Origin of the sequence: Treponema socranskii subsp. socranskii VPI DR56BR1116 = ATCC 35536 (assembly GCF_000468115.1) — a bacterium.
Lineage (GTDB): Bacteria > Spirochaetota > Spirochaetia > Treponematales > Treponemataceae > Treponema_D > Treponema_D socranskii.
In genome coordinates, this window is record NZ_AVQI01000022.1 from 58,963 (window position 1) to 78,874 (window position 19,912).

Genomic DNA, 19,912 nt, shown 5'->3' on the forward strand with positions numbered 1-19,912 from the left:
AGTTTCCACCTTTATTTAGCGGCCGGAGCGGCTGCGGGAGCCGCTTTCGGTGCGGCCGCCTTTGCAGCGGACTTATCGGATCCGCCGTGCGCACGAAATATGCGGGTCGGCGAAAATTCTCCGAGCTTATGCCCGACGAGGTTTTCCGTAATATACACGGGAATCCACGACTTGCCGTTATATACGGAAATCGTATTCCCGACCATTTCCGGGATGATCGTCGAACAGCGGGAATAGGTTTTTATCATCTTCCGGTCCGATTCTTTGTTCATCGCCTGCACTTTCTTATAGAGGCTCTTTTCGACAAAAGGGCCTTTTTTAACCGATCTTGACACTGTCAGCTCCTCCGCACTTACTTCTTACGGCGCGAAATAATAAATTTACTCGACGTTTTCCGCTTGTTGCGGGTTTTATAGCCTTTGCACGGCTGTCCCCACGGAGTAACGGGATTACGTCCCTTTCCGGCGCCCTCACCGCCGCCGAGCGGGTGATCGACAGGGTTCATCGCCATACCGCGGACCGTCGGGCGAACGCCCATCCAGCGTCTGCGGCCTGCTTTTCCGAGCCGCACGTTCATGTGATCTTCGTTTCCGACGACGCCGATCGTCGCATAGCATTTGCCGTTGATTCTGCGCAATTCGCTCGACGGCAAACGGATGATAACGTATTCGCCTTCGTTGCCGGCGATCATCGCACTCGTACCGGCCGAACGCGCGAGCTGTCCGCCGCGTCCGAGCTGCAATTCGATATTGTGCACCGTAAAACCGACGGGAATGAGACCGAGCGGCAGTGCATTGCCGACCGTCGGAGCCGCCGTTTCGCCGGCCATAATCTTTTGTCCGACCTGCAAACCCTTCGGCGCGATGATATAGCGCTTGTCGCCGTCGGCATAATACACGAGCGCGATATTTGCGCTGCGGTTCGGATCGTATTCGATCGTCTTCACCGTACCGGGAATACCGTGTTTATTGCGTTTAAAATCGATGTCTCGATACTTCCGTTTGTGTCCGCCGCCCTGATGGCGCACGGAAATCCGTCCGCCGCCTCCGCGGCCCGCGTGAGACACCATACCTGACGTAAGTGTTTTTTCGGGTTTCTTTGCCGTCAAGTGATCTCGCACCAAGTCCACGCGTCCGCGCGTACCCGGCGTTATCGGCTTAAATATCTTAAGAGCCATTGTAAATCCCCTTAATCTTTAAAAAGCTCACACGCCTTCAAACGCCTGGATCTTTTCACCAGGGGCGACGCGCACAATCGCTTTTTTATACGAAGCGGTCATACCGGGAATGCCCCGCGTGCGCCGCATCTTTCCGCCAATATTCATCGTCGTGCAGCCGATAACCTTTACGTTAAAGAGCTTTCGAACGGCGTCTTTAATCTGTATTTTGCTCGCATCTTTGTGAACGATGAAAACGTATTTATCCTGCTCGCGCAGCATATTCGCCTTTTCCGAAATAACCGGCCTGATAAGAATATCCGTGATATCCATTATTCAGCCTCCTTTTCTTTCGCCGCGTAAAACGAAGAAAGATTTTTTACCGCACTTTCGAGAGCGATAATCTTCCGTCCGTAAAACAGCGCATGCGCGCTCAAGCGGTTGTACGACAAAAACTGCAGCGACGGGATATTGCGCGCAGCTTGTTTGATCTTGGGATCGTCATCCTTTAAGATGAGCACCGTACGCTCGCCCTTGGTAAAATTGTCGAGAATCTTTACCAGATCTTTCGTTTTGCCGCTGTCGATCGTAAAATCTTCGACGACGGTAAAGCGGTCGCTCTGCACCTGCATACTCAAAATCGATTTCATCGCCAGGCGTTTTTCTTTTTTCGGTATCGCGTAGCTGAAATCGCGCGGTTTCGGTCCGAAAATCGTACCGCCGCCTGCGAGAAGCGGAGATTTTTTATCGCCGCGGCGCGCGTGTCCCGTACCCTTTTGTTTATACGGCTTCGCATTGCTGCCGTGCACTTCGGAACGACCTTTTGTGCAAGCGGTTCCGACGCGCCTGTTTGCCAATTCATTCGTGACGGCATAGTAAATGACATCTTCATTTACCGGAAGACCGAATACGGCGTCGTCAAGCGAAATCGTACGCAGCTCTTTACCGTCGACCGAAAAGACTTTCTTTTCCATAATGAGTCACCTTCCGTCGTTATTTTTTCACCGCGGACTTGACGATCAGCGTGCAGTCTTTATTCCCGGGAACGGCCCCGCGAACCATAATCACTTTCAGATCCGCATCGGTTTTGACGACCTGCAGATTTTGAATCGTAACCTTTTTCGAACCCATGCGGCCGGGCATTTTAATATTTTTGAACGTATGACCCGGAGTTGTAGACTGTCCCGTGCCGCCGGCTTCGCGGTGAAACTTCGAACCGTGCGAAGCACGTCCGCCGTGAAAGCCCCAGCGTTTCATAACGCCCTGAAAGCCCTTACCCTTTGACGTCGACGTAACGTCGAGAAAGCGGACACCGTCGAACAATTCCATGCCGATTTGATCGCCGACTTTCACTTCTTTTTCGAAATCGCGGAATTCTTTCAATGTCCGCTTCGGCGCGATATTTTCCGCAAATTGATTTTTATACGCTTTTGTCACTCTCGATTCTTTTGCATCGTCAATTCCGAGGACGACGGCATCATAGCCGTTGCGCTCTTTTGTTCTCGTAGCGATGACGGTATTGGGATCGATGCGGATCACGGTTACCGGAATAAGGTTTCCGCTTTCATCGAATACCTGCGTCATCCCCACTTTTTTTGCAATCAGACCTTTCATTCTGATACTCCTGTAAAATTTGCAAAACCTGCGCGGCATTCCGTACAAGCTTTGCCGTAAAAACGTTCGCCTGAAAGCGCGGACGCTTCGGCTCGGCCGTCATCCCGGATCCTCGGGAGCGTACCGTATACAGCGGATTTCCGAACGGAAATCACTGCTTTACTTTTACTTCAACACCGGCAGGCAGTTCCAACTTCATAAGGGAATCCATCACATCCGAAGTCGGATTCAATATATCGATAAGACGTTTGTGCGTGCGCATCTCAAACTGCTCGCGCGACTTTTTGTTTACATGCGGCGAACGGAGCACCGTTATCTTATTGATCTTTGTCGGAAGCGGAATCGGCCCCGAAACTTGAGCACCCGCTTTTTGAACAGTCTGCACGATGGCTTTTGCACTTTGATCGATCACTTCCACATCGTACGCATGGAGCGTGACGCGAATCTTACCACTTGCCATTATTCCTCCAATCGATGCGAACGGCGCTGCAAAGAGCGCCGCCCGTTTCGAAAACTACTCGATAATCTTCGTAACCTGTCCCGATGCGATCGTGTGACCGCCTTCGCGGATAGCAAGCTTCAGACCTTCATCCATAGCGATCGGGTGAATGAGTTCGCCGATGATCTTGACGTTGTCGCCCGGTTTTACCATCTGAACGTTCGCTTCGAGTTCGATCGTTCCGGTGATATCCGTCGTGCGGAAATAGAACTGCGGGCGATAGCCGGAGAAGAACGGTTTTTTGCGGCCGCCTTCGGCTTCCGTAAGAACGTAGATTTGCGCTTCGAATTTCGTGTGCGGGTGGATGGAACCCGGCTTTGCGAGAACCTGACCGCGCTCGACATCTTTCTTTTCGATACCACGCAAAAGGATACCGACGTTGTCGCCGGCCATACCCTGATCGAGGGTCTTTTGGAACATTTCGATACCCGTAACCGTCGATTTTTGTGTCGGGCGGATGCCGACGATTTCAACTTCGTCGTTCATATTGACGACGCCGCGTTCGATACGACCCGTTACAACCGTACCGCGTCCGGTGATCGTAAAGATATCTTCGAGCGGCATAAGGAAGGGCTTATCTTCGTCACGGACGGGATCGTCGAACCACGTATCCATAGCCGTGAGCAGCTCTTCAATGCACTTCGTGTTTTCGGGATCTTCGGGCTGGTTCAACGCTTTAAATGCCGAACCTTTGATAATCGGCGTATCGGCGGAAAAGCCGTATTTTGCAATCGTGTCTTTGACGTCTTCGACCGCCATTTCGGTCATATCGGCAGCTTCAGCGGGATCGAACTGATCGCATTTATTGAGGAAAACGATGATCTTCGGAACACCGACCTGACGAGCAAGCAGCAAGTGCTCTTTCGTCTGGGGCATACAGCCGTCCGGAGCGGAAACGACGAGGATGGAACCGTCCATCTGCGCCGCACCGGTGATCATGTTTTTGATATAGTCGGCGTGTCCCGGGCAGTCGATGTGCGCATAGTGGCGCTTATCGGACTGGTACTCAAGGTGACGGGTATTGATTGTGATACCGCGTGCCTTTTCTTCAGGAGCATTGTCGATTTCGTCATACTTGAGCGCGTGGTCACCGAATTTTCTTGCACAATATTGGGTGATAGCAGCCGACAGCGTAGTCTTACCATGGTCTACGTGACCGATGGTTCCAACGTTCATGTGGGGTTTAGTTCTGACGAACTTTTCCTTTGCCATGATTTTCTCCTTGCCGGATTTCCTTGTCCGACATTGCATAATGGTATGTGTTGCACTTTAAGCCAGAACGGGACAATTTCCAACAGAAAACGCCACATTCGCATACACACTGTTATTTGTGAGAATGATATGATGAACGTAATTTGACGGACAAGAATTTGTATTCATACGAAATGTTCCATACTTTCGGAACATTCTTGGCCGACACCACCGATCATCATCAAACTCGCTTTGACAACTGGTTTGGCATCTTCGAGCCGCAGTCCGTTAGGACCGGTCAAAAACCCGAAATGCTTCTATAATAAACTTCCGCTGCCGACGGCAGCAGAATCCGCACTCAGGGCCGTATCCGCCTGAAAACCGAAACCGGTTGACTTTACGGGGATACCGGAGCTCGCTCCGATTGACTCTCAAAGAACCCTTTTACGCGCAAAAACGACGCGTTCTGTAGTTATACAGTATTTGCAAAAAAGATGCAAGAGGGAAACGAAAAATTTTACGATTTTTTTCGGCAAACACGGACGAATCTAATGAAGATTTTACACCGCCCCGTTCCATACAAAAACGCCGCCCACAGACGTGAACGGCACTCTTTGACCAATTTCCCTGTCCGCCGAAAACTTCCGGCAGCTTTCCATCGGCTTCGGCTTTTAAATTGTCGATCGCCGTGTCGTACCTTTGCAAAACAGCTGCGCATTTTTGCAAAGCAAAAATGCGATAGTGAGCGGTACACGGATGTACCGCGAACGAACACTGCTCGGAATCTGTAAATAAGTCGGGAGGCGAAAAACGGCAGAGCCGTTTTTCTTTTATTGGAGACGCACATAAATCCTCCGCACTGCTCGGAATCATTCTTGAAGTCGGGAGTTGAAAAACGGCAGAGCCGTTTTTCTTTTATTAGAGACGCACATAAATCCTCCGCACTGCTCGGATTTATGTGCTCTTATGTCGTCTGTCGAGCTCTGCATAAACGTCGCGCCAGGTAACGCCTTCGCGGTACATGAGCACGTTTATAAAATAAAACAGATCCGCGGCTTCCCACACGACATCCTGCTTCGTCTCCGCTTCGTTGCACAACTCGTCGGCTTCTTCCAAAATCTTTTCACGGACGCGCTTTCCGTCGAGCGTCGCAGTATAAGAGCCGGGCTTCGGGTGCGTAAACCTGTCCGCGATGATATCGTATAATCTTCCGGCGGACGACGCTTCACCGGCTTCGCCCGTAAAGCAGGTAAAGCTGCCCGTATGGCACACGCCCCCGTGAGGAACGACCGTCGCAAGCACGGTATCCCGATCGCAGTCGGCGCGAAGTTTTTTCACCGAAAGCCAGTGTCCGCTGTGTTCGCCCTTCGTCCACAGCACTCCCCGCGTACGGCTGAAAAAGGTCAGCTTGTTCGTTTCAAAGGTTTTTTCAAACGCCGCGCGGTTCGCATAGCCGAGCATAAGCACGTCTCCGTTTACGCTCTGCGCGATCACCGGAATGAGATCGACTTTATCCCAATTCAAACAGCCGATAAACGCATCGGCAAGCGAAACTTTTCCGGTATAGAGCGCCATGCCGAGCTGCACGTCGCATCCGAGCTTTTCAAGCTGCACGATTTCTTCCGTCGACGAAACGCCGCCTGCTACAACGATGCGGCACTGTACCGCTTCGCGCAGTTTTTTGACCGCATCCGTATCGGCGCCCTGCATACAGCCTTCTTTTTCGACGCAGGTAAATAAAATTTCGCTGCAGTATTTTTCCGCCAGCACGGCTCCTTCTATAAACGGCACGTCCGTCGTTTCAGTCCAGCCGTGCACTGCAACTTTTCCGCCTTTCGCATCGACGGCGACGATAACGCGCTGCCGGCCGATCGCCCGGACGAGAGAATCGAGGAATTCGACATCGAGCGGGCACTCCCCCGCTTTCGGATTTTTTTTCCACGCCGCCGAACCGATGATCACTTTTTCTGCGCCGAGTGACACGAGCTCTTTTGCATGCGCGACAGTACGTATGCCGCCGCCCGTGCGTACGTTACTTTTGCACAAAAGCCGTTTTAAGAGCGGCGTATTTTTCGTGTCGCCGTGAGAGTCGACGTTTCCGAGCGCCGCATCCAAATCGATGACGGCGACTTCACCGTACCTGTCGAATTCTTCGATGAGCGATTCCGCATCATCCCGCGCGAGTATCGGATGTTCGCCGTTTTTCAGCTGCACGACGTGTCCGTCTTTTAAATCGATGGAAGATATGACCATAGGCGCAGTGTAGCAGAAAGAGAAAGGACTGACAACATAAAAAATTATTAAGAAACCGTCGGTGTCGTTTCCCCGCCTGCCTTATCGATATGATGTGATACCGAGCACGTCGAAAGCTATCGCTTGTTAAATTGCTTTGCAAGCGTACGCCTGCAGCGGATAAACGCGGGTATCAAAAAGCAATCTGCCAAAAGCCATGCGAACGGAGAAGCGAAACCCGCGCTCACAAAACCGAAATGCGGCACCATAAAGACGCCCATGAGCATACGCGCGATCATTTCGAACACGCCGGAAAAAATCGCAAAGCGCGAAAATCCCATGCCTTGAATCATAAATCGGAAAATATTTACGACCGACAAAAGAACGTATGCGGAACCGTTTTGCAGCAAAAACAGTTTTGCATTTTTAATAATTTCCGTCTGCTCTCCGTTCATAAAGAGCATGACAAGATAATCGCCGAAGATAAAATATATGATGAGTGCAATCATCGAATACGCAGAGGCGATAATCATGCTGTCGCGCACGCCCGCACCGAGCCGGTCGATTTTGCCGGCTCCCGTATTTTGTCCGCCGTAGGTTGCCATCGTCGTGCCGAGCGCATCGAATACCGTACAAAAAAATTGACCGACACGGGTCGCTGCCGTAACGGCGGCGACGGCGGCGGAACCGAGTCCGTTCACCGATGCCTGCAGGATAACGCTTCCGATCGCCGTTATGGAATACTGCAGCCCCATCGGCACGCCGACGCCGCACAGCACGCTGCAATAATTTTTATTAAATTTCCGCTCGACGCCTTTCGGTTTGATGATATCAAATTTTTTAATCATGTACAAAAGACATGCGATACCCGCAACCCCCTGCGAGATAACCGTCGCGAGCGCCGCTCCCTGTACGTCCCAGTGAAACGCGAGAATAAAGATCAAATCGAGTGCGATATTGAGCAGCGACGAAAGCACGAGAAAAAATACCGGCGTTTTACTGTCGCCGAGCGCACGGATCAAACCGGATGTTATATTGTATAAAAACGTAAGCGGAATGCCTGCAAAGATTATCCTGATATAGTCGCCCGCACGAGAAAGGATGTCTTCCGGCGTTTCCATAGCAAGCATGAGCGGATCGCAAAAGATAACCGTGCCGACAGCCATGACGGCGGAAAACGCGACGCACAGGTATACGATATTTGCGACGTACTTCCGCATGAGCGAAAAATCTTTTGCGCCGAAACGCTGCGATACGGGAATCGTAAAACCGTTGCATACGCCCATAACGAATCCGATTATTAAAAAATTCACGGCGCCGGTCGAGCCGACGGCCGCAAGCGCTTGAACGCCGAGCGATTTTCCGACGATAACCGTATCGGTGAGATTGTAAAACTGCTGGAAGAGATAGCCGAGCAGCACCGGAATCGAAAATTCGAGGATGAGCGGAAACGGTTTTCCCTGTGTCAAATCTTTTGTCATAGCACCACCCGTAAAGATATGCAAAAAGTCGGCCGCGTTGTGAAAAACCGACGAATTCGCGATTATCACTGTAGCGAATTTTATTTGCTTTTACAATAAGAAAAGACTATATTTAAATAAATACAATTTTATAATAAATAATATACCGGAGGTAATTATGGAACTCACGCTTACTGCGGAGAATTTTAACAGCGAAGTGCTCGAATCGGATCTTCCCGTACTCGTCGATTTTTGGGCGTCGTGGTGCGGTCCGTGCCGCATGATGGGGCCGGTTGTTTCGGAAATCGCCGAAGAAAAAAAAGGCGTACTGAAAGTCGGCAAAGTCAACGTGGACGAACAGGAAAGCCTTGCCGCGCAATTCCGCGTCATGAGCATTCCGACGTTTATTTTGTTTAAGAACGGTAAAGCCGCCGCTCAGCAAACGGGTGCGATGAGCAAAGCCGATTTGTTAAAATCGCTCGGCGTATGAGCGATCGCTGCTGGCGCTGTTTTCGACCCGTGCGCTACTGTCTCTGCAAATACGCGGAGCCGGTAGACGCGGGTGTCAAATTCGTGCTGCTCATGCATCCCAAAGAAGCCAAGCGCGAGCGTACGGGAACAGGCCGCATCGCGCACGTGTCGCTCGTCGATTCGGAGATTCTCGTCGGACTCGATTTTTCAAAAAACGAGCGCCTGCATGAACTGCTTTCCGATGAGCGCTACTTTCCCGTGCTGCTCTACCCGGGAAAAGATGCGAACACGGTACGCACCGAAGGATTCGCCGATCTCGTCGGGGACAAAACGCTTCTCGTTCTCGTCATCGACGCGACGTGGTTTTGTTCGCGCAAAGTGATCGAGCACAGCGCTTTTTTGCTTGACCTTCCGCGCCTCTCGTTTGCAGGCAGCTACCGCTCCGAGTTTACGTTTAAGAGGGAGCCTTCTCCCGATTACATCTCCACGATCGAATCCTGTTATTATCTCATAAAAGAGCTCCAGTCCGTACACCTTGCCGGTGAAAACGCAGACCCCGAACCGCTTATGACGGTCTTCAGAAAGCTCATACGCGATCAGCTGCAGGCGCAAAACGACCGCATCGACGGCAAGCTGCCCGATACGCACAGCTACAACTGGAAGTACACGAAAAAAGTTGCGATCCCCGAAACTTGATAATTTTTAGAAATTCAATATGCAACTCATCGTTTTATCGACGATTTTTACCGCATAATTCTTGCCCCTTAATGCTGCAAAACCGACAATTCCGCTTTTAAAATTTTTTACCCATGATCGCGCGGACGGCTGCGATAAAGATACACGCGCCCGCAACGCCGATGATAATCGAAGAAGCGAATCCGCCGCCGCCGATGTTCAGCGCATTCGCGATGGCGGAACCCACAATCGAACCGATGATGCCGATCAGGCAGTTTGTCCAAAAACCGTGTTTGCTTTTCATAAAAATTCCGGCAAGCCATCCGATGAGCGCGCCGATTACAATTGTAAAAATAATTATCATTACCATAACAATACCTCGCGTTCAGTATAGCATATTATCGGATTTTCGACTATTTCGCGCAGCTCAATGAAGACGGATACTGTACAATTCGAGCGTACAGAACGATCTGCACAACGCATAACACGCATAAAAAATTTCTTGACAGGTTTTGACAACAGGTTTATAATCAAACAAGTTCGAACACAATCAAACACTAAGGAACATATAAAACCGATGAAAAAGAACGCAATAAAAACGTTGGAAATAGAACGAGAACGCTATATCTTGGATAAAATAAAAACGGCGGGCTCCGTCCAAGTGGATTCTCTCGCAAAAGAACTCGACGTAAGCGCGATGACGATCCGCAGAGATTTGACGAGTTTAAAAACGCGCGGGCTCATCAACCGCTGTCACGGAGGGGCGATCATCAAACAGGAAACGCCGTATTACAATAAAAAGGTTTCCAATGCTGCCGAAAAATGCAGAATCGCAAATGCGGCGGTAAAGTTCATCAAGGCGAACGATACCGTCTTCCTCGATGCGGGGACGACGACATATCAAATCGCGCAGCTCATCGCCGACAGAAAAGACGTAACGGTCATCACCGATGACTTGCAAATCGCAATGATGCTGTCGCAGAGCCGGACAAACGTATATATCTGCGGCGGCTATATTCAAAAGACGACCGGCTGCGTGATGGGTATGTTTGCCGAACAAATAATCGAAAACTTTCTCATCGACGCGGCATTTATCGGAACGGCTGCGATCGACGAAGATTTTACCGTGCGTACGCCGACGCTCGAAAAAGTCGCGCTGAAGCGAAAGATTGTCGAAAACAGCGACCGCTCGTATCTCGTCGCGGACAAAGAAAAATTCGATAAGCGGGCGACGATCAAAATCAATACGCTTGCCGACTATACCGGTGTCATCACCGATAAAAAATTCACGGAAAAGGAGCTGACCGCGCTGCGCAAAAAACGCATCAGCGTGATCGCAGTATAAACAAATGGCACAGCATATCAGGAGTGAGGAATTATGCCGCAGTGTTTAATCATAGCAGACGATTTGACGGGAGCAAACGCGACCGGCGTACTGTTGCATAAAGCGGGATACAGTGCATACACCGTATTGGAACTCGACGGAGCACAAGGCATACAAAGTGAATGCGACTGCATCCTGTTTCCGACAAACAGCCGAAGCCGCACGAGCGAAGAAGCGTACCGGCGCGTATTCGAAGCGACAAAAAAATTAAAAAGCGCCGATACGAAAGTATATGCCAAACGCATCGACAGCACGCTCAGGGGAAATCTCGGACGGGAAACGGATGCAATGCTCGACGCGCTCGGCGAAAACTGTACCGCCCTCGTCGTTCCGAGCTTTCCCTCGTCCGGACGAATCGTCTGCGGCGGATATATGCTCGTCAATTCGGTACCGCTCCATAAAACGAGCGCAGCCGTCGATCCGAAAACTCCGATCGACACATCCCGTGTCGAAGACATATTCCGCAAACAGTCGAAGTATCCCGTCGCATCCGTCGATTTGGGTGAGTTACGTAAAGGAAAAACATACGTGGCCGGACGCATAACGGCGCTTGCAAAAGAAGGCATACGTACGATCCTGTTCGACTGCATCACCGACGACGATTTGGAGCTGATCGCCGAAGCAGGAATCGCATCGGACATTCCGTTTATAAGCGTCGGCCCGGGACCGTTTACGGCGGCGCTTGTCAAAAGTACCGTCGTCCCCAGGACAAAAAACGAAGACGGATCCGTACTGCTCGTAATCGGAAGCGTAAATGCCGTCGCAAAAACGCAGATCGACGAAGTGCTTCCGTCGCGCGATATCTTCGTATCGCTCGTAAAGATCGAAGAACTTATAAAAAGCGACGAATCGCGGCAAGCGGAAATACGGCGCAACATCGAAGCGATTGCGGCAGCTGCACGAGAGTTCCGCATCTACGCGCTTATCGGAGAAGGTATAGACCCCGACAAGCGGGTCGATTTTAAAAAATACGAAAAGCGGACGAATCGTACGAGCGGCGAACTGTCGGATATCGTCAACTCGTCGTTCGCAGCTATGACTGCAGAAATTTTGCGGCGCCAAAACGACATCAAAGCGCTGTACACGAGCGGATGCGATATAACGCTCGCCGTCTACGATGCGCTTCGCGTATCGAGCATCAAGCTGCACACGGAAGTGCTGCCGCTCACCGCCTACGGAGAACTGTGCGGGGGAGATTTCGACGGCTTGAAAGTGATCACAAAAGGAGGCATGGCGGGTGACAAATATGCGCTCAAAGACTGCATCGCATATTTAAATACGCATATTTAAATGCCGTAGAAAAATTATTAATTTGAAAAAATAAATTTATTGGGAGAAAACAGTATGGACAGACCTTTTATTGCGATTCCGATCGGAGATCCCGCAGGCATCGGGCCGGAAATCGTTGCAAAAGCCGTCGCGGATAAAGACACGTGCGCTGCGGCAAAATGCGTCGTGATCGGCGACAAAAAAATCATGGAAGGCGCGATACGGATTACGAAGGTGCCGCTTTCGATACGCTGCATCGAAGATCCCGAAGACGGCGACTACCGCGAAAGCGTACTCAACCTCATCGACTTCGACAATATCGATATCGAAAAGTTTAAAATCGGTACGATTGACGGTATGTGCGGAAAAGCCGCATACGATTATATCGAAAAAAGCATTTCGCTCGCGATGGAGCATAAAGTCGCCGCCGTCGCTACGACTCCGATCAACAAAGAAGCGCTCAAAGCGGGGGGCGTTCCCTTTATCGGCCACACGGAAATTTTCGGAGCGCTGACGCACACGAGCGATCCGCTTACGATGTTCGAAGTGCGCGGTCTGCGCGTTTTCTTTTTGACTCGGCACGTATCTCTCATCGAAGCGTGTAAAATGGTAAAAAAAGAGCGCATCGTCGATTACGTAAAGCGCTGCCTCGACGCGCTCAAAAAACTCGGCGTGACCGAAGGCACGATGGCCGTCGCGGGATTGAATCCGCATTCGGGCGAACACGGACTGTTCGGAACCGAAGAAGTGACGGATGTAACGCCGGCGGTTGAAGCTCTCCAAAAAGAGGGCTACCCCGTCGCAGGTCCCATCGGAGCGGATTCCGTCTTCCACCTTGCGCTCACCGGCAAATTCAACAGCGTCCTTTCGCTCTACCACGATCAGGGACACATCGCGACGAAGACGCTCGACTTCGAGCGTACGATTTCGGTTACCGGCGGTATGCCGATTCTCCGCACTTCAGTCGATCACGGTACTGCGATGGACATTGCCGGTACGGGAAAGGCGAGCGCGGTGAGCATGATAGAAGCGATCCGCCTTGCGGTAAAGTATTCGCCGAATTTTATTAACGGATGATTATGCGGATTGGAGCCGTATAAAATAAACAACGCTTTATAGGATGAAAGTATGGGAGACATTTCAGGAGCACAGATGCTCGTGGGACTCGGAATCGGACTTTTAGTGCTGATTCTGCTCATTCTCAAAACGAAAGTCCACGTGTTTATCGCATTGATTATCGCATCATGTATCATCGGACTTGCAGGCGGTATGGCACCGACGGCGATTGCGGGGACGATCACAAAGGGCTTCGGCGGAACGCTCGGCGGTATCGGTATCATCATCGGCTTGGGTGTCATGATGGGACAGATATTCGAAGCGTCGGGAGCCGCAGAGCGTATGGCGAGGGCATTCCTTAAACTCTTCGGCAAGGGACGGGAAGAGTTTGCGATGGCCGTTACCGGATACGTCGTTTCGATCGCGATCTTTTGCGATTCGGGATTCGTCATCCTCTCGCCGCTCGCACGCGCGCTTTCAAAAGAAACGAAAAAATCGATGGTGTCGCTGAGCATCGCGCTCGCGGGAGGCTTGGTCATCACGCACTCGCTCGTACCGCCGACGCCCGGGCCGCTCGGCGTCGCAGGAACCTTCGGAATCGACGTCGGCAATTTTTTACTGCTCGGACTCGTCGTGTCCATCCCGATGGCGCTCGCGGTCATGCTTTACGGCAAATGGCTCGGCAAAAAGATCTATCAGATTCCGGGCGATAAAGAAGGCGAATGGCAGCGTCCGCCTTATCAAAAACCGCAGTACGATACGAACGACGACGCAAATGCAAAAAAACTGCCGTCCACATTCGTTTCGTTTATGCCCATCGTTCTGCCGGTCGTACTCATTTTATTAAATACGGTTCTTTCCGCACTGAAGGCGACGGGAGCGATCGCAACGTTTTTTTTCGTCGTCGGTACGCCGATTTTCGCGGTGCTGATCGGAACGCTGCTTGCGATCTTTACGCTGACGCGCGGACAGAGCAGAGAGTCCGTTATCAATACGCTTGAGGCGAGCATCAAAAGTGCAGGCATCATCATACTCGTGACCGGCGGAGGCGGCGCGCTCGGACAGGTTATCAAAGATGCGGGCGTCGGAAATTATATCGCACAAGGAATCGCTGCGACGCACATTCCCGTCATCCTCCTGCCCTTTATCATCGCGACGCTCGTACGCTTCGTGCAAGGTTCGGGTACCGTCGCTATGATCACCGCTGCGGGAATCACCGCTCCGATCGTTGCGGCCTCAGGCGGCAATATGGTACTCGGCGCGCTCGCGGCGACGGTCGGCTCGCTCTTCTTTTCGTACTTCAACGACAGTTTCTACTGGGTCGTAAACCGCTTGAGCGGCATCACCGACACGAAAGAGCAGATCCGTGTGTGGTCGATTTCGACGACGATCGCATGGGCGGTCGGCTTTGCCGCCTTGCTCATACTCGATATTTTTATGTAATTTTCAACGTACAAACCCGTAATCGCATACACGCTTACGGGTTTGCCTTCCATACCCCTACCCCCTTTTTCATATTCGCACAGCGCAAAAAACTGAAGTTTTTGCACAGTCCTAGCGAACCTAATAATTTTAAACGCAAAAAAACGATACCTTGTTCAATTAGCGATGCGAGAAATGCACTTAAAAATCGCCGCCGAATTTACGGTTTAAACGGCAGCGTACCACGGGCAGCGTATTCGCCTGCAAGGGCACCGAACATCGCATCGAGCGTATACGACGACCAGCTGTATCCCATGACGACGGAATCCGCCCAGCCGAAATCGAGGGAGTGTTCGGGCGACATAATCGAAAAGATTACAACTCTCTTTCCGCTTCCTTTAAGCGTACGGGCGATGTGCGCAGACTGCGCATTCGAAACGCAGCAGACGATCGTGTCGTAAGAAGCGGCGCTTTCCAAGATATGGTCGCACATATACTGCGTTTCGTTCGGCCCCGGTTCCAGAGAAAAACGGTAATCGCCGGAAGACGCATAGCGCCGTTTTCCTTCGCTGAAAAAACGCGAAAGAGAGCCGACGAAAAGCACACGGCCGGCATCTTTTGCCGAAAGCGGCACCGTACCTTTTTTATACAGCGTAATCGAACGGCACGCCTGTTCGAGAAAAAATTTTTCGCCTTCTCTATCGGGGATATGCCGGCCGATCGCAGCGGCGTCGGGATAGAGAGGGGCTGCGTTTCCGCTTTTAAAATAGTCGAGCTTCGCTTTGAGGACGCGGTACGCCGCATCGTGAACGCGATCGCGAAATGCGCCGTCGGTTTTCATACGCTCCAGGTTTACCGACCACAACGGTTCGTTTAAGCGCGCCGTCGTAGAAGAGATAAGGATATCGTTGCCTGCCGCTATCGCGAGGTAAAACGCGTTCGTCAAAGAGCCCGCATAGAGCGTATCGCCGTTCATCATCATGTCGTCGGTAATTATCAATCCGTCAAAGCCGAGCTTTCCGCGCAGCAAATCGGTGAGAAAATATTTAGAAAGGGATGCGGGCGCACCGCTTGCGTCGATTTTCGGAAAACTCAAATGTCCCGACATGATCGCGGAGATTTTCCGCTTGACGAGGTATTCGAACGGGACAAGTTCGCGATGCGTAAAGGTTTTTTCGTCTATATCGATTTCGGGAAGCTTTACGTGCGAATCGCCGTCAGTATCTCCGTGTCCCGGAAAATGTTTTGCCGTGGGGATGACGCCCGCCGCAACGCTGCCGGCGCAAAAAGCCGCTCCGAGGATGCCAGCATATTCGGGATTGTCGCCGAAAGACCTCGGTCCGATGATCGAAGAAGCGCGGTCGGTAAAGAGATCGACCGACGGCGCAAAATTCATATTGATACCGAGCGCTTTGATTTCGCGCGAAATATAATACGCGCTGTACCACGCGTCGACGGGATAGCCCGCCGCTCCGATCGCCATATTGCCCGGTGTAACGGACGTTTCGCCTTTGACGTGGCGGATCCAGCCGCCTTCCTGATCGGTCGCGACGAACAGCGGTATTTTAAATCTCGTCTGCGACGCGCTCCGCTGCAGCGAAAAAATAGAGTCTGCGACAAGGCGGATATCGTCGGTATTCCATCCGAACACTTTTACGCTGCCGAGTCCGCGCGAAACCCAATCGTACAAAAGCTGTTCCGGTTCAGCGCCCGCCCAGCCGAACATAAAAATTTGCGACAGGCATTCCGCGTCGCTCATGCGCTCGACAATCGTACGCGCAAGTATATCGGCAGGGTAATCGCTCCAAAACGTAACATTTGCCGGAAGCGGGCCGTTGGACTTTCCGCTCTGCGCAAAAAGCGGCGGCAAAGAAGCGATCATAATATTAATAATTAACAATAGTGATTTTGCAAAGCGTTTCATGTTCCGTCTCCGGGCGACGAAATGCGCTTTACGTATTCGGCGGCTTCATGCGCGGCAATCGCACCGTCGGACACGGCCGTGATAATTTGCCGGAACGGCTTTGCGCGCACATCACCCGCACAGTACAAGCCCGGTATAATCGTTTCCGTCTTTTCGTTCGTCACGATATAGCCCGACTTATCTTTCGGCAGCGTATCGAAGAGAGCCGTGCGCGCTTTCATGCCGACAAAGATGAAGACGGCGGCGGCGGGCAGTTCCGTCTCCGTTTTTGTTTCCGTATCTTCGAGCAATACGGATTGTACCCGTCCGTTTCCGCGGATTTCTTTTACGAGCGTATTGTATTTGATGCTTATGTTTTTTTCGTTTTTCACTCTTTCGACGACGGCGTATTCCGCGCGAAACTGCGCTTTGCGATGGACGAGCGTAACGTTCGGAGAAAGCGTTGCAAGGTAGAGCGCTTCCGTACACGCCGAATTCCCGCCCCCGACGACGACGATCGCTTTATTGCGAAAAAAAGGCCCGTCGCAGGTCGCACAGTATGAAACGCCCCTGCCGGTCAATTCTTTTTCGCCGGGAACGCCGAGCATGCGGTGTTCGGCGCCCGTCGCAATAAGGAGCGCGGAAGCGGTATAGACGCCGCCTTCCGCACGAACGTAAAACGTATTTTTGATTTTATCGATCGAAACGATTTTTTCCTGTACGATCCGCGCGCCGAAAAATTCCGCCTGCTTTTTCATCGTGTCGATAAAATCGATTCCTGTAACGGCCGGAAAGACGCCGGGATAATTTTCAAGCTCGACGATCTGCAGCACCTGTCCGCCCGGACCGAACGGATCGAAGACAACCGTGCGCAAACCCGCACGCGCGGCATATTGTGCCGACGCGAGCCCCGCGCTGCCTGCTCCGACAATGATGTAATCACACGAAATGGTTTCCATACGCCGCCCCGATGAAAAAAAGCCGGAACATCATACGACATTCCGGCCCAAGGCGTCGAGCGGAATTGAACCGCTGCATAAGGGTTTTGCAGACCCGTCCCTTACCACTTGGGTACGACGCCGTCTTTACTATAACAAAAAAAACGACAGTATGTCTAGAGGGTAAAAAGCGGCTCTGTAAAACAGAACCGCCTCATTACTTTTTTAAATGCATTTCATCACACTTTAAACTTGTCGACTTCAGCCGCCAGTCTTTGAATGCTCGTTTTGTTTTCCTGCGTGATCCGGTTCACTTCCTGCACCGCGTTGTTGATCTGTACCGCTCCCGACGCCATTTCATTCATGCTGTCGGTAATGATGCGCGTCAGGTCGTCGAGCTTCCGCATCTCTGCGGCGACGCTCTCTCCGCCCTTCAGCATCTCTTCCGACCCCGCCTGTACTTCCATCGTCACCGCGTTGATGTTCTTTATCGCCGCGAGCACTTCTTTGCTCCCGTTTTCCTGCTCACGCATCGCTTCGGTCAATCGGTCGCTCATCGACTTTACCCGTTCCGATAAATTAAATATCGCATTGAACTTTTCTTCCGCCGTTTTCGCGGAATCGGACAACACTTCGATTTCTCCGCTCAGCGTTTTCAGCGTCGATGTGATAGTCTTCCCCTGCACTGCGGAATCTTCGGCGAGCTTTCGAATTTCATCGGCAACGACGGCAAAGCCCTTTCCTGCTTCTCCCGCGTGCGCCGCTTCGATCGCCGCATTCATCGCGAGCAAGTTCGTTTGACTTGCAATGTGTTGAATAACGCTCGACGCTTCCAACAAGCTCCCCGATTCTTCGGCGATTTGCTGTGTTACCGTATTTGCGTTGACGACCGTGCCTTTACCGTCGGCAGTCGCATTCGCAAGCGTTCTGATAACGTCATCGGTCTGTTCGAGCGTCTGCGAAACCGCGCCGATATTCGCGACCATCTCTTCAACCGATGCGGACGACTGCGCGACGCTCGCAGCTTGCATTTCAATGCTGTTATTGAGCTGTTTGATTGTACGCACGATTTCTTCAATGGTGGCGGCGGTTTCGCTCACGCTTGCCGCTTGAGTCAGCGCCTGCTGTTTTACACCGTCGATATTGCTGCTTATTTCATGAACAGCGCTTGCCGTTTCAGTCATATTCGATGCGAGCGTTGAGCCGACGTTTTCCATCGTGTCGCTGCTTTCTCCGACCGCTTTTATGGAAAGGCCGATTTTCGCAATCGTTTCGTTGAAGTATTCGGCCATATCGGTGATTTCATCGTTACCGTGTACGGGAAGGCGGACAGTGAGGTCTCCTTCTCCTTGCGCGATATTTTTCAGGGCGCCGACGGCATTTTGAATCGGTTTGATAACAGCGCGCGCGACGAAATAAGTGACGACAAGCGCGACAAGCAAAATAGCTATACCGGTGATAACCATTTTAAACATCAGCTCGGTTACCGTGCCCAGAAATTCTTCTACCGGTGCGCTTATGATAATCGTCCAGCCGGTTGTTTTCATCGTAGCATACGAAGCGATTTTACGTATGCCGTTATATTCGTAAAACCCTATTGACGGTTCGTCGATTTCAAGCGCCATTTTTTCAAATGCTGCAAAAGATGCGAGCGTTTTATCGGTTTCTGCCATTTTCAATATGTTTTCCATGTTTTTTACTTTACTAAAATCTTGCATCGCAACGGTCGTTCCCGTTAAACCGAGTACGTAACAATAACCGGTTTTACCGACAACGATATCGGAAATATCGTGCGAAAGCATTGAAGCTTCCACCGTCGCCAACAAAACGTCGGTCACCGTATGGTTGTCATCGTAAATGGGCACGGCAAAGACGACGATCAACACTCCGTCCAATCGCGACACAAGCGGCTCCGAAAGAAATCTTTTCCCTCGCGACGCAGCGATAAAAAAATCTCCCTTGGAAACGTCCAGCTGTCGGCCGTCGGCGGTGTGCCGTATACCGCGCATATCGGCTAAATCCATCCGATGAATTCTGTCGTTAAACGCCGCTTCCTTTTTTAAATACGCCGTTTTCTCCCGATATGAAACGGAGGGATCGTGCAGTATCGGAGCACGGGCGACACCTTCAAAAAACTGAAAAAAAGCATTTGCTTTTCCATCGACAATTTCAGCGACATCGGTCGCCTTGTCGATAAGATGCGTTTCAACTTTTTCGATAACAGCTTTGCGGGCTGAGCGTACGGCAAGCAGCGATTCGATAACGCCGGCTGCCAAAATTAATAATCCGAAAATAAGGATAAGCTTATAACGGATCGAAAAACGTTTTTTCAAGGTAAAGCCTCCAATAATATTTTTTTATTTATTATGCACGGCAATCATATAAGTTTGCCGATGCGTATTTCAGTATGATCGTCAAAACGATATAAAACGGATGTCGTATTTGTCGTACCGGAAGAATGTACAAAAAGAGAGCGATAATAATCGACGGTATTTTTATTTTTTAATAATACGCTTTGGCAATGCGTAAGTAAATCATAATAATCGAGCAGCAAGTGTCGATAATTTTTTAATAAGCAATCGCAAGCGGAGAATAAACGTTTATAATTATTAACGGATTCTATTTTTCGGGGGGGGGGGGGG

At 51.1% G+C, this 19,912-nt stretch carries 19 protein-coding genes and 1 tRNA gene; 6 read left to right on the plus strand and 14 right to left on the minus strand.

Annotation, left to right across the window (positions count from 1 at the left end; translation table 11 throughout):
- Nucleotides 1–11: 11 nt before the first annotated feature.
- The 9 genes from rpsS to HMPREF0860_RS03905 all read right to left on the minus strand — a co-directional run bounded on the left by rpsS (nucleotide 12) and on the right by HMPREF0860_RS03905 (nucleotide 8,242).
- Nucleotides 12–335: a 30S ribosomal protein S19 gene (gene rpsS / locus HMPREF0860_RS03860; protein WP_021331268.1), complete on the minus strand. Its 324-nt coding sequence runs from the start codon at nucleotides 333–335 to the stop codon at nucleotides 12–14.
- Between the two features lie 17 nt (nucleotides 336–352).
- A complete protein-coding gene (gene rplB / locus HMPREF0860_RS03865; protein ID WP_021331285.1) occupies nucleotides 353–1,177 on the minus strand; it encodes a 50S ribosomal protein L2 in 825 nt (274 codons plus the stop codon).
- 27 nt (nucleotides 1,178–1,204) lie between these two features.
- Nucleotides 1,205–1,489, minus strand: a complete 285-nt coding sequence (locus tag HMPREF0860_RS03870) for a 50S ribosomal protein L23 (protein WP_021331276.1) — start codon at nucleotides 1,487–1,489, stop codon at nucleotides 1,205–1,207.
- The gene (gene rplD / locus HMPREF0860_RS03875) at nucleotides 1,489–2,130 is read right to left on the minus strand and encodes a 50S ribosomal protein L4 (protein WP_021331238.1); all 642 of its coding nucleotides are present in this window, start codon (nucleotides 2,128–2,130) and stop codon (nucleotides 1,489–1,491) included. The genes HMPREF0860_RS03870 and rplD overlap by 1 nt, the downstream gene beginning before the upstream one ends.
- A 19-nt stretch (nucleotides 2,131–2,149) precedes the next feature.
- Complete coding sequence (gene rplC, locus HMPREF0860_RS03880; RefSeq protein ID WP_021331255.1) at nucleotides 2,150–2,770, minus strand: 50S ribosomal protein L3; 621 nt, start codon at nucleotides 2,768–2,770, stop codon at nucleotides 2,150–2,152.
- 151 nt (nucleotides 2,771–2,921) lie between these two features.
- Entirely contained in the window at nucleotides 2,922–3,230 is a 309-nt protein-coding gene (rpsJ, locus tag HMPREF0860_RS03885) for a 30S ribosomal protein S10 (RefSeq protein WP_021331258.1), read from the minus strand.
- 54 nt (nucleotides 3,231–3,284) lie between these two features.
- The gene (tuf, locus tag HMPREF0860_RS03890) at nucleotides 3,285–4,481 is read right to left on the minus strand and encodes an elongation factor Tu (RefSeq protein ID WP_038081704.1); all 1,197 of its coding nucleotides are present in this window, start codon (nucleotides 4,479–4,481) and stop codon (nucleotides 3,285–3,287) included.
- 933 nt (nucleotides 4,482–5,414) lie between these two features.
- Nucleotides 5,415–6,713 carry a bifunctional phosphoribosyl-AMP cyclohydrolase/phosphoribosyl-ATP diphosphatase HisIE gene (gene hisIE / locus HMPREF0860_RS03900; protein WP_021331236.1) on the minus strand — a complete coding sequence of 433 codons (1,299 nt, stop codon included), beginning with the start codon at nucleotides 6,711–6,713 and terminating at the stop codon, nucleotides 5,415–5,417.
- A gap of 116 nt (nucleotides 6,714–6,829) precedes the next feature.
- A complete protein-coding gene (locus HMPREF0860_RS03905; RefSeq protein WP_021331250.1) occupies nucleotides 6,830–8,242 on the minus strand; it encodes an MATE family efflux transporter in 1,413 nt (470 codons plus the stop codon).
- An 88-nt stretch (nucleotides 8,243–8,330) separates the two neighbouring features.
- Here HMPREF0860_RS03905 and trxA point away from each other — a divergent pair, with 88 nt between their 5' ends.
- Entirely contained in the window at nucleotides 8,331–8,642 is a 312-nt protein-coding gene (gene trxA, locus HMPREF0860_RS03910; RefSeq protein ID WP_021331264.1) for a thioredoxin, read from the plus strand.
- Nucleotides 8,639–9,319: a tRNA-uridine aminocarboxypropyltransferase gene (locus HMPREF0860_RS03915; protein WP_021331263.1), complete on the plus strand. Its 681-nt coding sequence runs from the start codon at nucleotides 8,639–8,641 to the stop codon at nucleotides 9,317–9,319. Before trxA ends, HMPREF0860_RS03915 begins: the two co-directional genes overlap by 4 nt.
- Before the next feature lie 97 nt (nucleotides 9,320–9,416).
- Here the strand turns inward: HMPREF0860_RS03915 and HMPREF0860_RS03920 are convergent, their stop codons facing one another.
- The gene (locus HMPREF0860_RS03920; RefSeq protein ID WP_021331260.1) at nucleotides 9,417–9,668 is read right to left on the minus strand and encodes a GlsB/YeaQ/YmgE family stress response membrane protein; all 252 of its coding nucleotides are present in this window, start codon (nucleotides 9,666–9,668) and stop codon (nucleotides 9,417–9,419) included.
- A gap of 207 nt (nucleotides 9,669–9,875) precedes the next feature.
- Here HMPREF0860_RS03920 and HMPREF0860_RS03925 point away from each other — a divergent pair, with 207 nt between their 5' ends.
- The 4 genes from HMPREF0860_RS03925 to HMPREF0860_RS03940 are packed head-to-tail and all read left to right on the plus strand — an operon-like array spanning nucleotide 9,876 to nucleotide 14,450.
- A complete protein-coding gene (locus HMPREF0860_RS03925; RefSeq protein WP_021331254.1) occupies nucleotides 9,876–10,643 on the plus strand; it encodes a DeoR/GlpR family DNA-binding transcription regulator in 768 nt (255 codons plus the stop codon).
- A 33-nt stretch (nucleotides 10,644–10,676) separates the two neighbouring features.
- Complete coding sequence (locus HMPREF0860_RS03930; protein ID WP_021495499.1) at nucleotides 10,677–11,972, plus strand: four-carbon acid sugar kinase family protein; 1,296 nt, start codon at nucleotides 10,677–10,679, stop codon at nucleotides 11,970–11,972.
- A 54-nt stretch (nucleotides 11,973–12,026) separates the two neighbouring features.
- Nucleotides 12,027–13,028, plus strand: coding sequence for a 4-hydroxythreonine-4-phosphate dehydrogenase PdxA (gene pdxA, locus HMPREF0860_RS03935; RefSeq protein WP_021331232.1), 1,002 nt, complete (start codon nucleotides 12,027–12,029; stop codon nucleotides 13,026–13,028).
- Nucleotides 13,029–13,079: 51 nt separating this feature from the next.
- Nucleotides 13,080–14,450: a GntP family permease gene (locus tag HMPREF0860_RS03940; protein ID WP_021331235.1), complete on the plus strand. Its 1,371-nt coding sequence runs from the start codon at nucleotides 13,080–13,082 to the stop codon at nucleotides 14,448–14,450.
- Between the two features lie 199 nt (nucleotides 14,451–14,649).
- Here the strand turns inward: HMPREF0860_RS03940 and HMPREF0860_RS03945 are convergent, their stop codons facing one another.
- The 4 genes from HMPREF0860_RS03945 to HMPREF0860_RS03960 all read right to left on the minus strand — a co-directional run bounded on the left by HMPREF0860_RS03945 (nucleotide 14,650) and on the right by HMPREF0860_RS03960 (nucleotide 19,603).
- Entirely contained in the window at nucleotides 14,650–16,353 is a 1,704-nt protein-coding gene (locus HMPREF0860_RS03945; RefSeq protein ID WP_021331267.1) for a glycoside hydrolase family 3 protein, read from the minus strand.
- Nucleotides 16,350–17,291 (minus strand): thioredoxin-disulfide reductase, encoded by a 942-nt coding sequence (gene trxB / locus HMPREF0860_RS03950; protein WP_021331234.1) that lies wholly within the window; start codon nucleotides 17,289–17,291, stop codon nucleotides 16,350–16,352. The genes HMPREF0860_RS03945 and trxB overlap by 4 nt, the downstream gene beginning before the upstream one ends.
- A 50-nt stretch (nucleotides 17,292–17,341) precedes the next feature.
- Nucleotides 17,342–17,413 (minus strand) — tRNA-Cys (locus HMPREF0860_RS03955).
- Nucleotides 17,414–17,509: 96 nt separating this feature from the next.
- Complete coding sequence (locus HMPREF0860_RS03960; protein WP_021331257.1) at nucleotides 17,510–19,603, minus strand: methyl-accepting chemotaxis protein; 2,094 nt, start codon at nucleotides 19,601–19,603, stop codon at nucleotides 17,510–17,512.
- Nucleotides 19,604–19,912: the final 309 nt, after the last annotated feature.

What these genes read in the sequence shown, in the direction of transcription:
- rplB (WP_021331285.1), bottom strand. Translation starts at nt 1,177, where the DNA reads ATGGCTCTTAAGATATTTAAGCCGATAACGCCGGGTACGCGCGGACGC.
- HMPREF0860_RS03870 (WP_021331276.1), bottom strand. Translation starts at nt 1,489, where the DNA reads ATGGATATCACGGATATTCTTATCAGGCCGGTTATTTCGGAAAAGGCG.
- rplD (WP_021331238.1), bottom strand. Translation starts at nt 2,130, where the DNA reads ATGGAAAAGAAAGTCTTTTCGGTCGACGGTAAAGAGCTGCGTACGATT.
- rplC (WP_021331255.1), bottom strand. Translation starts at nt 2,770, where the DNA reads ATGAAAGGTCTGATTGCAAAAAAAGTGGGGATGACGCAGGTATTCGAT.
- rpsJ (WP_021331258.1), bottom strand. Translation starts at nt 3,230, where the DNA reads ATGGCAAGTGGTAAGATTCGCGTCACGCTCCATGCGTACGATGTGGAA.
- tuf (WP_038081704.1), bottom strand. Translation starts at nt 4,481, where the DNA reads ATGGCAAAGGAAAAGTTCGTCAGAACTAAACCCCACATGAACGTTGGA.
- hisIE (WP_021331236.1), bottom strand. Translation starts at nt 6,713, where the DNA reads ATGGTCATATCTTCCATCGATTTAAAAGACGGACACGTCGTGCAGCTG.
- trxA (WP_021331264.1), top strand. Translation starts at nt 8,331, where the DNA reads ATGGAACTCACGCTTACTGCGGAGAATTTTAACAGCGAAGTGCTCGAA.
- HMPREF0860_RS03915 (WP_021331263.1), top strand. Translation starts at nt 8,639, where the DNA reads ATGAGCGATCGCTGCTGGCGCTGTTTTCGACCCGTGCGCTACTGTCTC.
- HMPREF0860_RS03920 (WP_021331260.1), bottom strand. Translation starts at nt 9,668, where the DNA reads ATGGTAATGATAATTATTTTTACAATTGTAATCGGCGCGCTCATCGGA.
- HMPREF0860_RS03925 (WP_021331254.1), top strand. Translation starts at nt 9,876, where the DNA reads ATGAAAAAGAACGCAATAAAAACGTTGGAAATAGAACGAGAACGCTAT.
- HMPREF0860_RS03930 (WP_021495499.1), top strand. Translation starts at nt 10,677, where the DNA reads ATGCCGCAGTGTTTAATCATAGCAGACGATTTGACGGGAGCAAACGCG.
- pdxA (WP_021331232.1), top strand. Translation starts at nt 12,027, where the DNA reads ATGGACAGACCTTTTATTGCGATTCCGATCGGAGATCCCGCAGGCATC.
- HMPREF0860_RS03940 (WP_021331235.1), top strand. Translation starts at nt 13,080, where the DNA reads ATGGGAGACATTTCAGGAGCACAGATGCTCGTGGGACTCGGAATCGGA.
- HMPREF0860_RS03945 (WP_021331267.1), bottom strand. Translation starts at nt 16,353, where the DNA reads ATGAAACGCTTTGCAAAATCACTATTGTTAATTATTAATATTATGATC.
- trxB (WP_021331234.1), bottom strand. Translation starts at nt 17,291, where the DNA reads ATGGAAACCATTTCGTGTGATTACATCATTGTCGGAGCAGGCAGCGCG.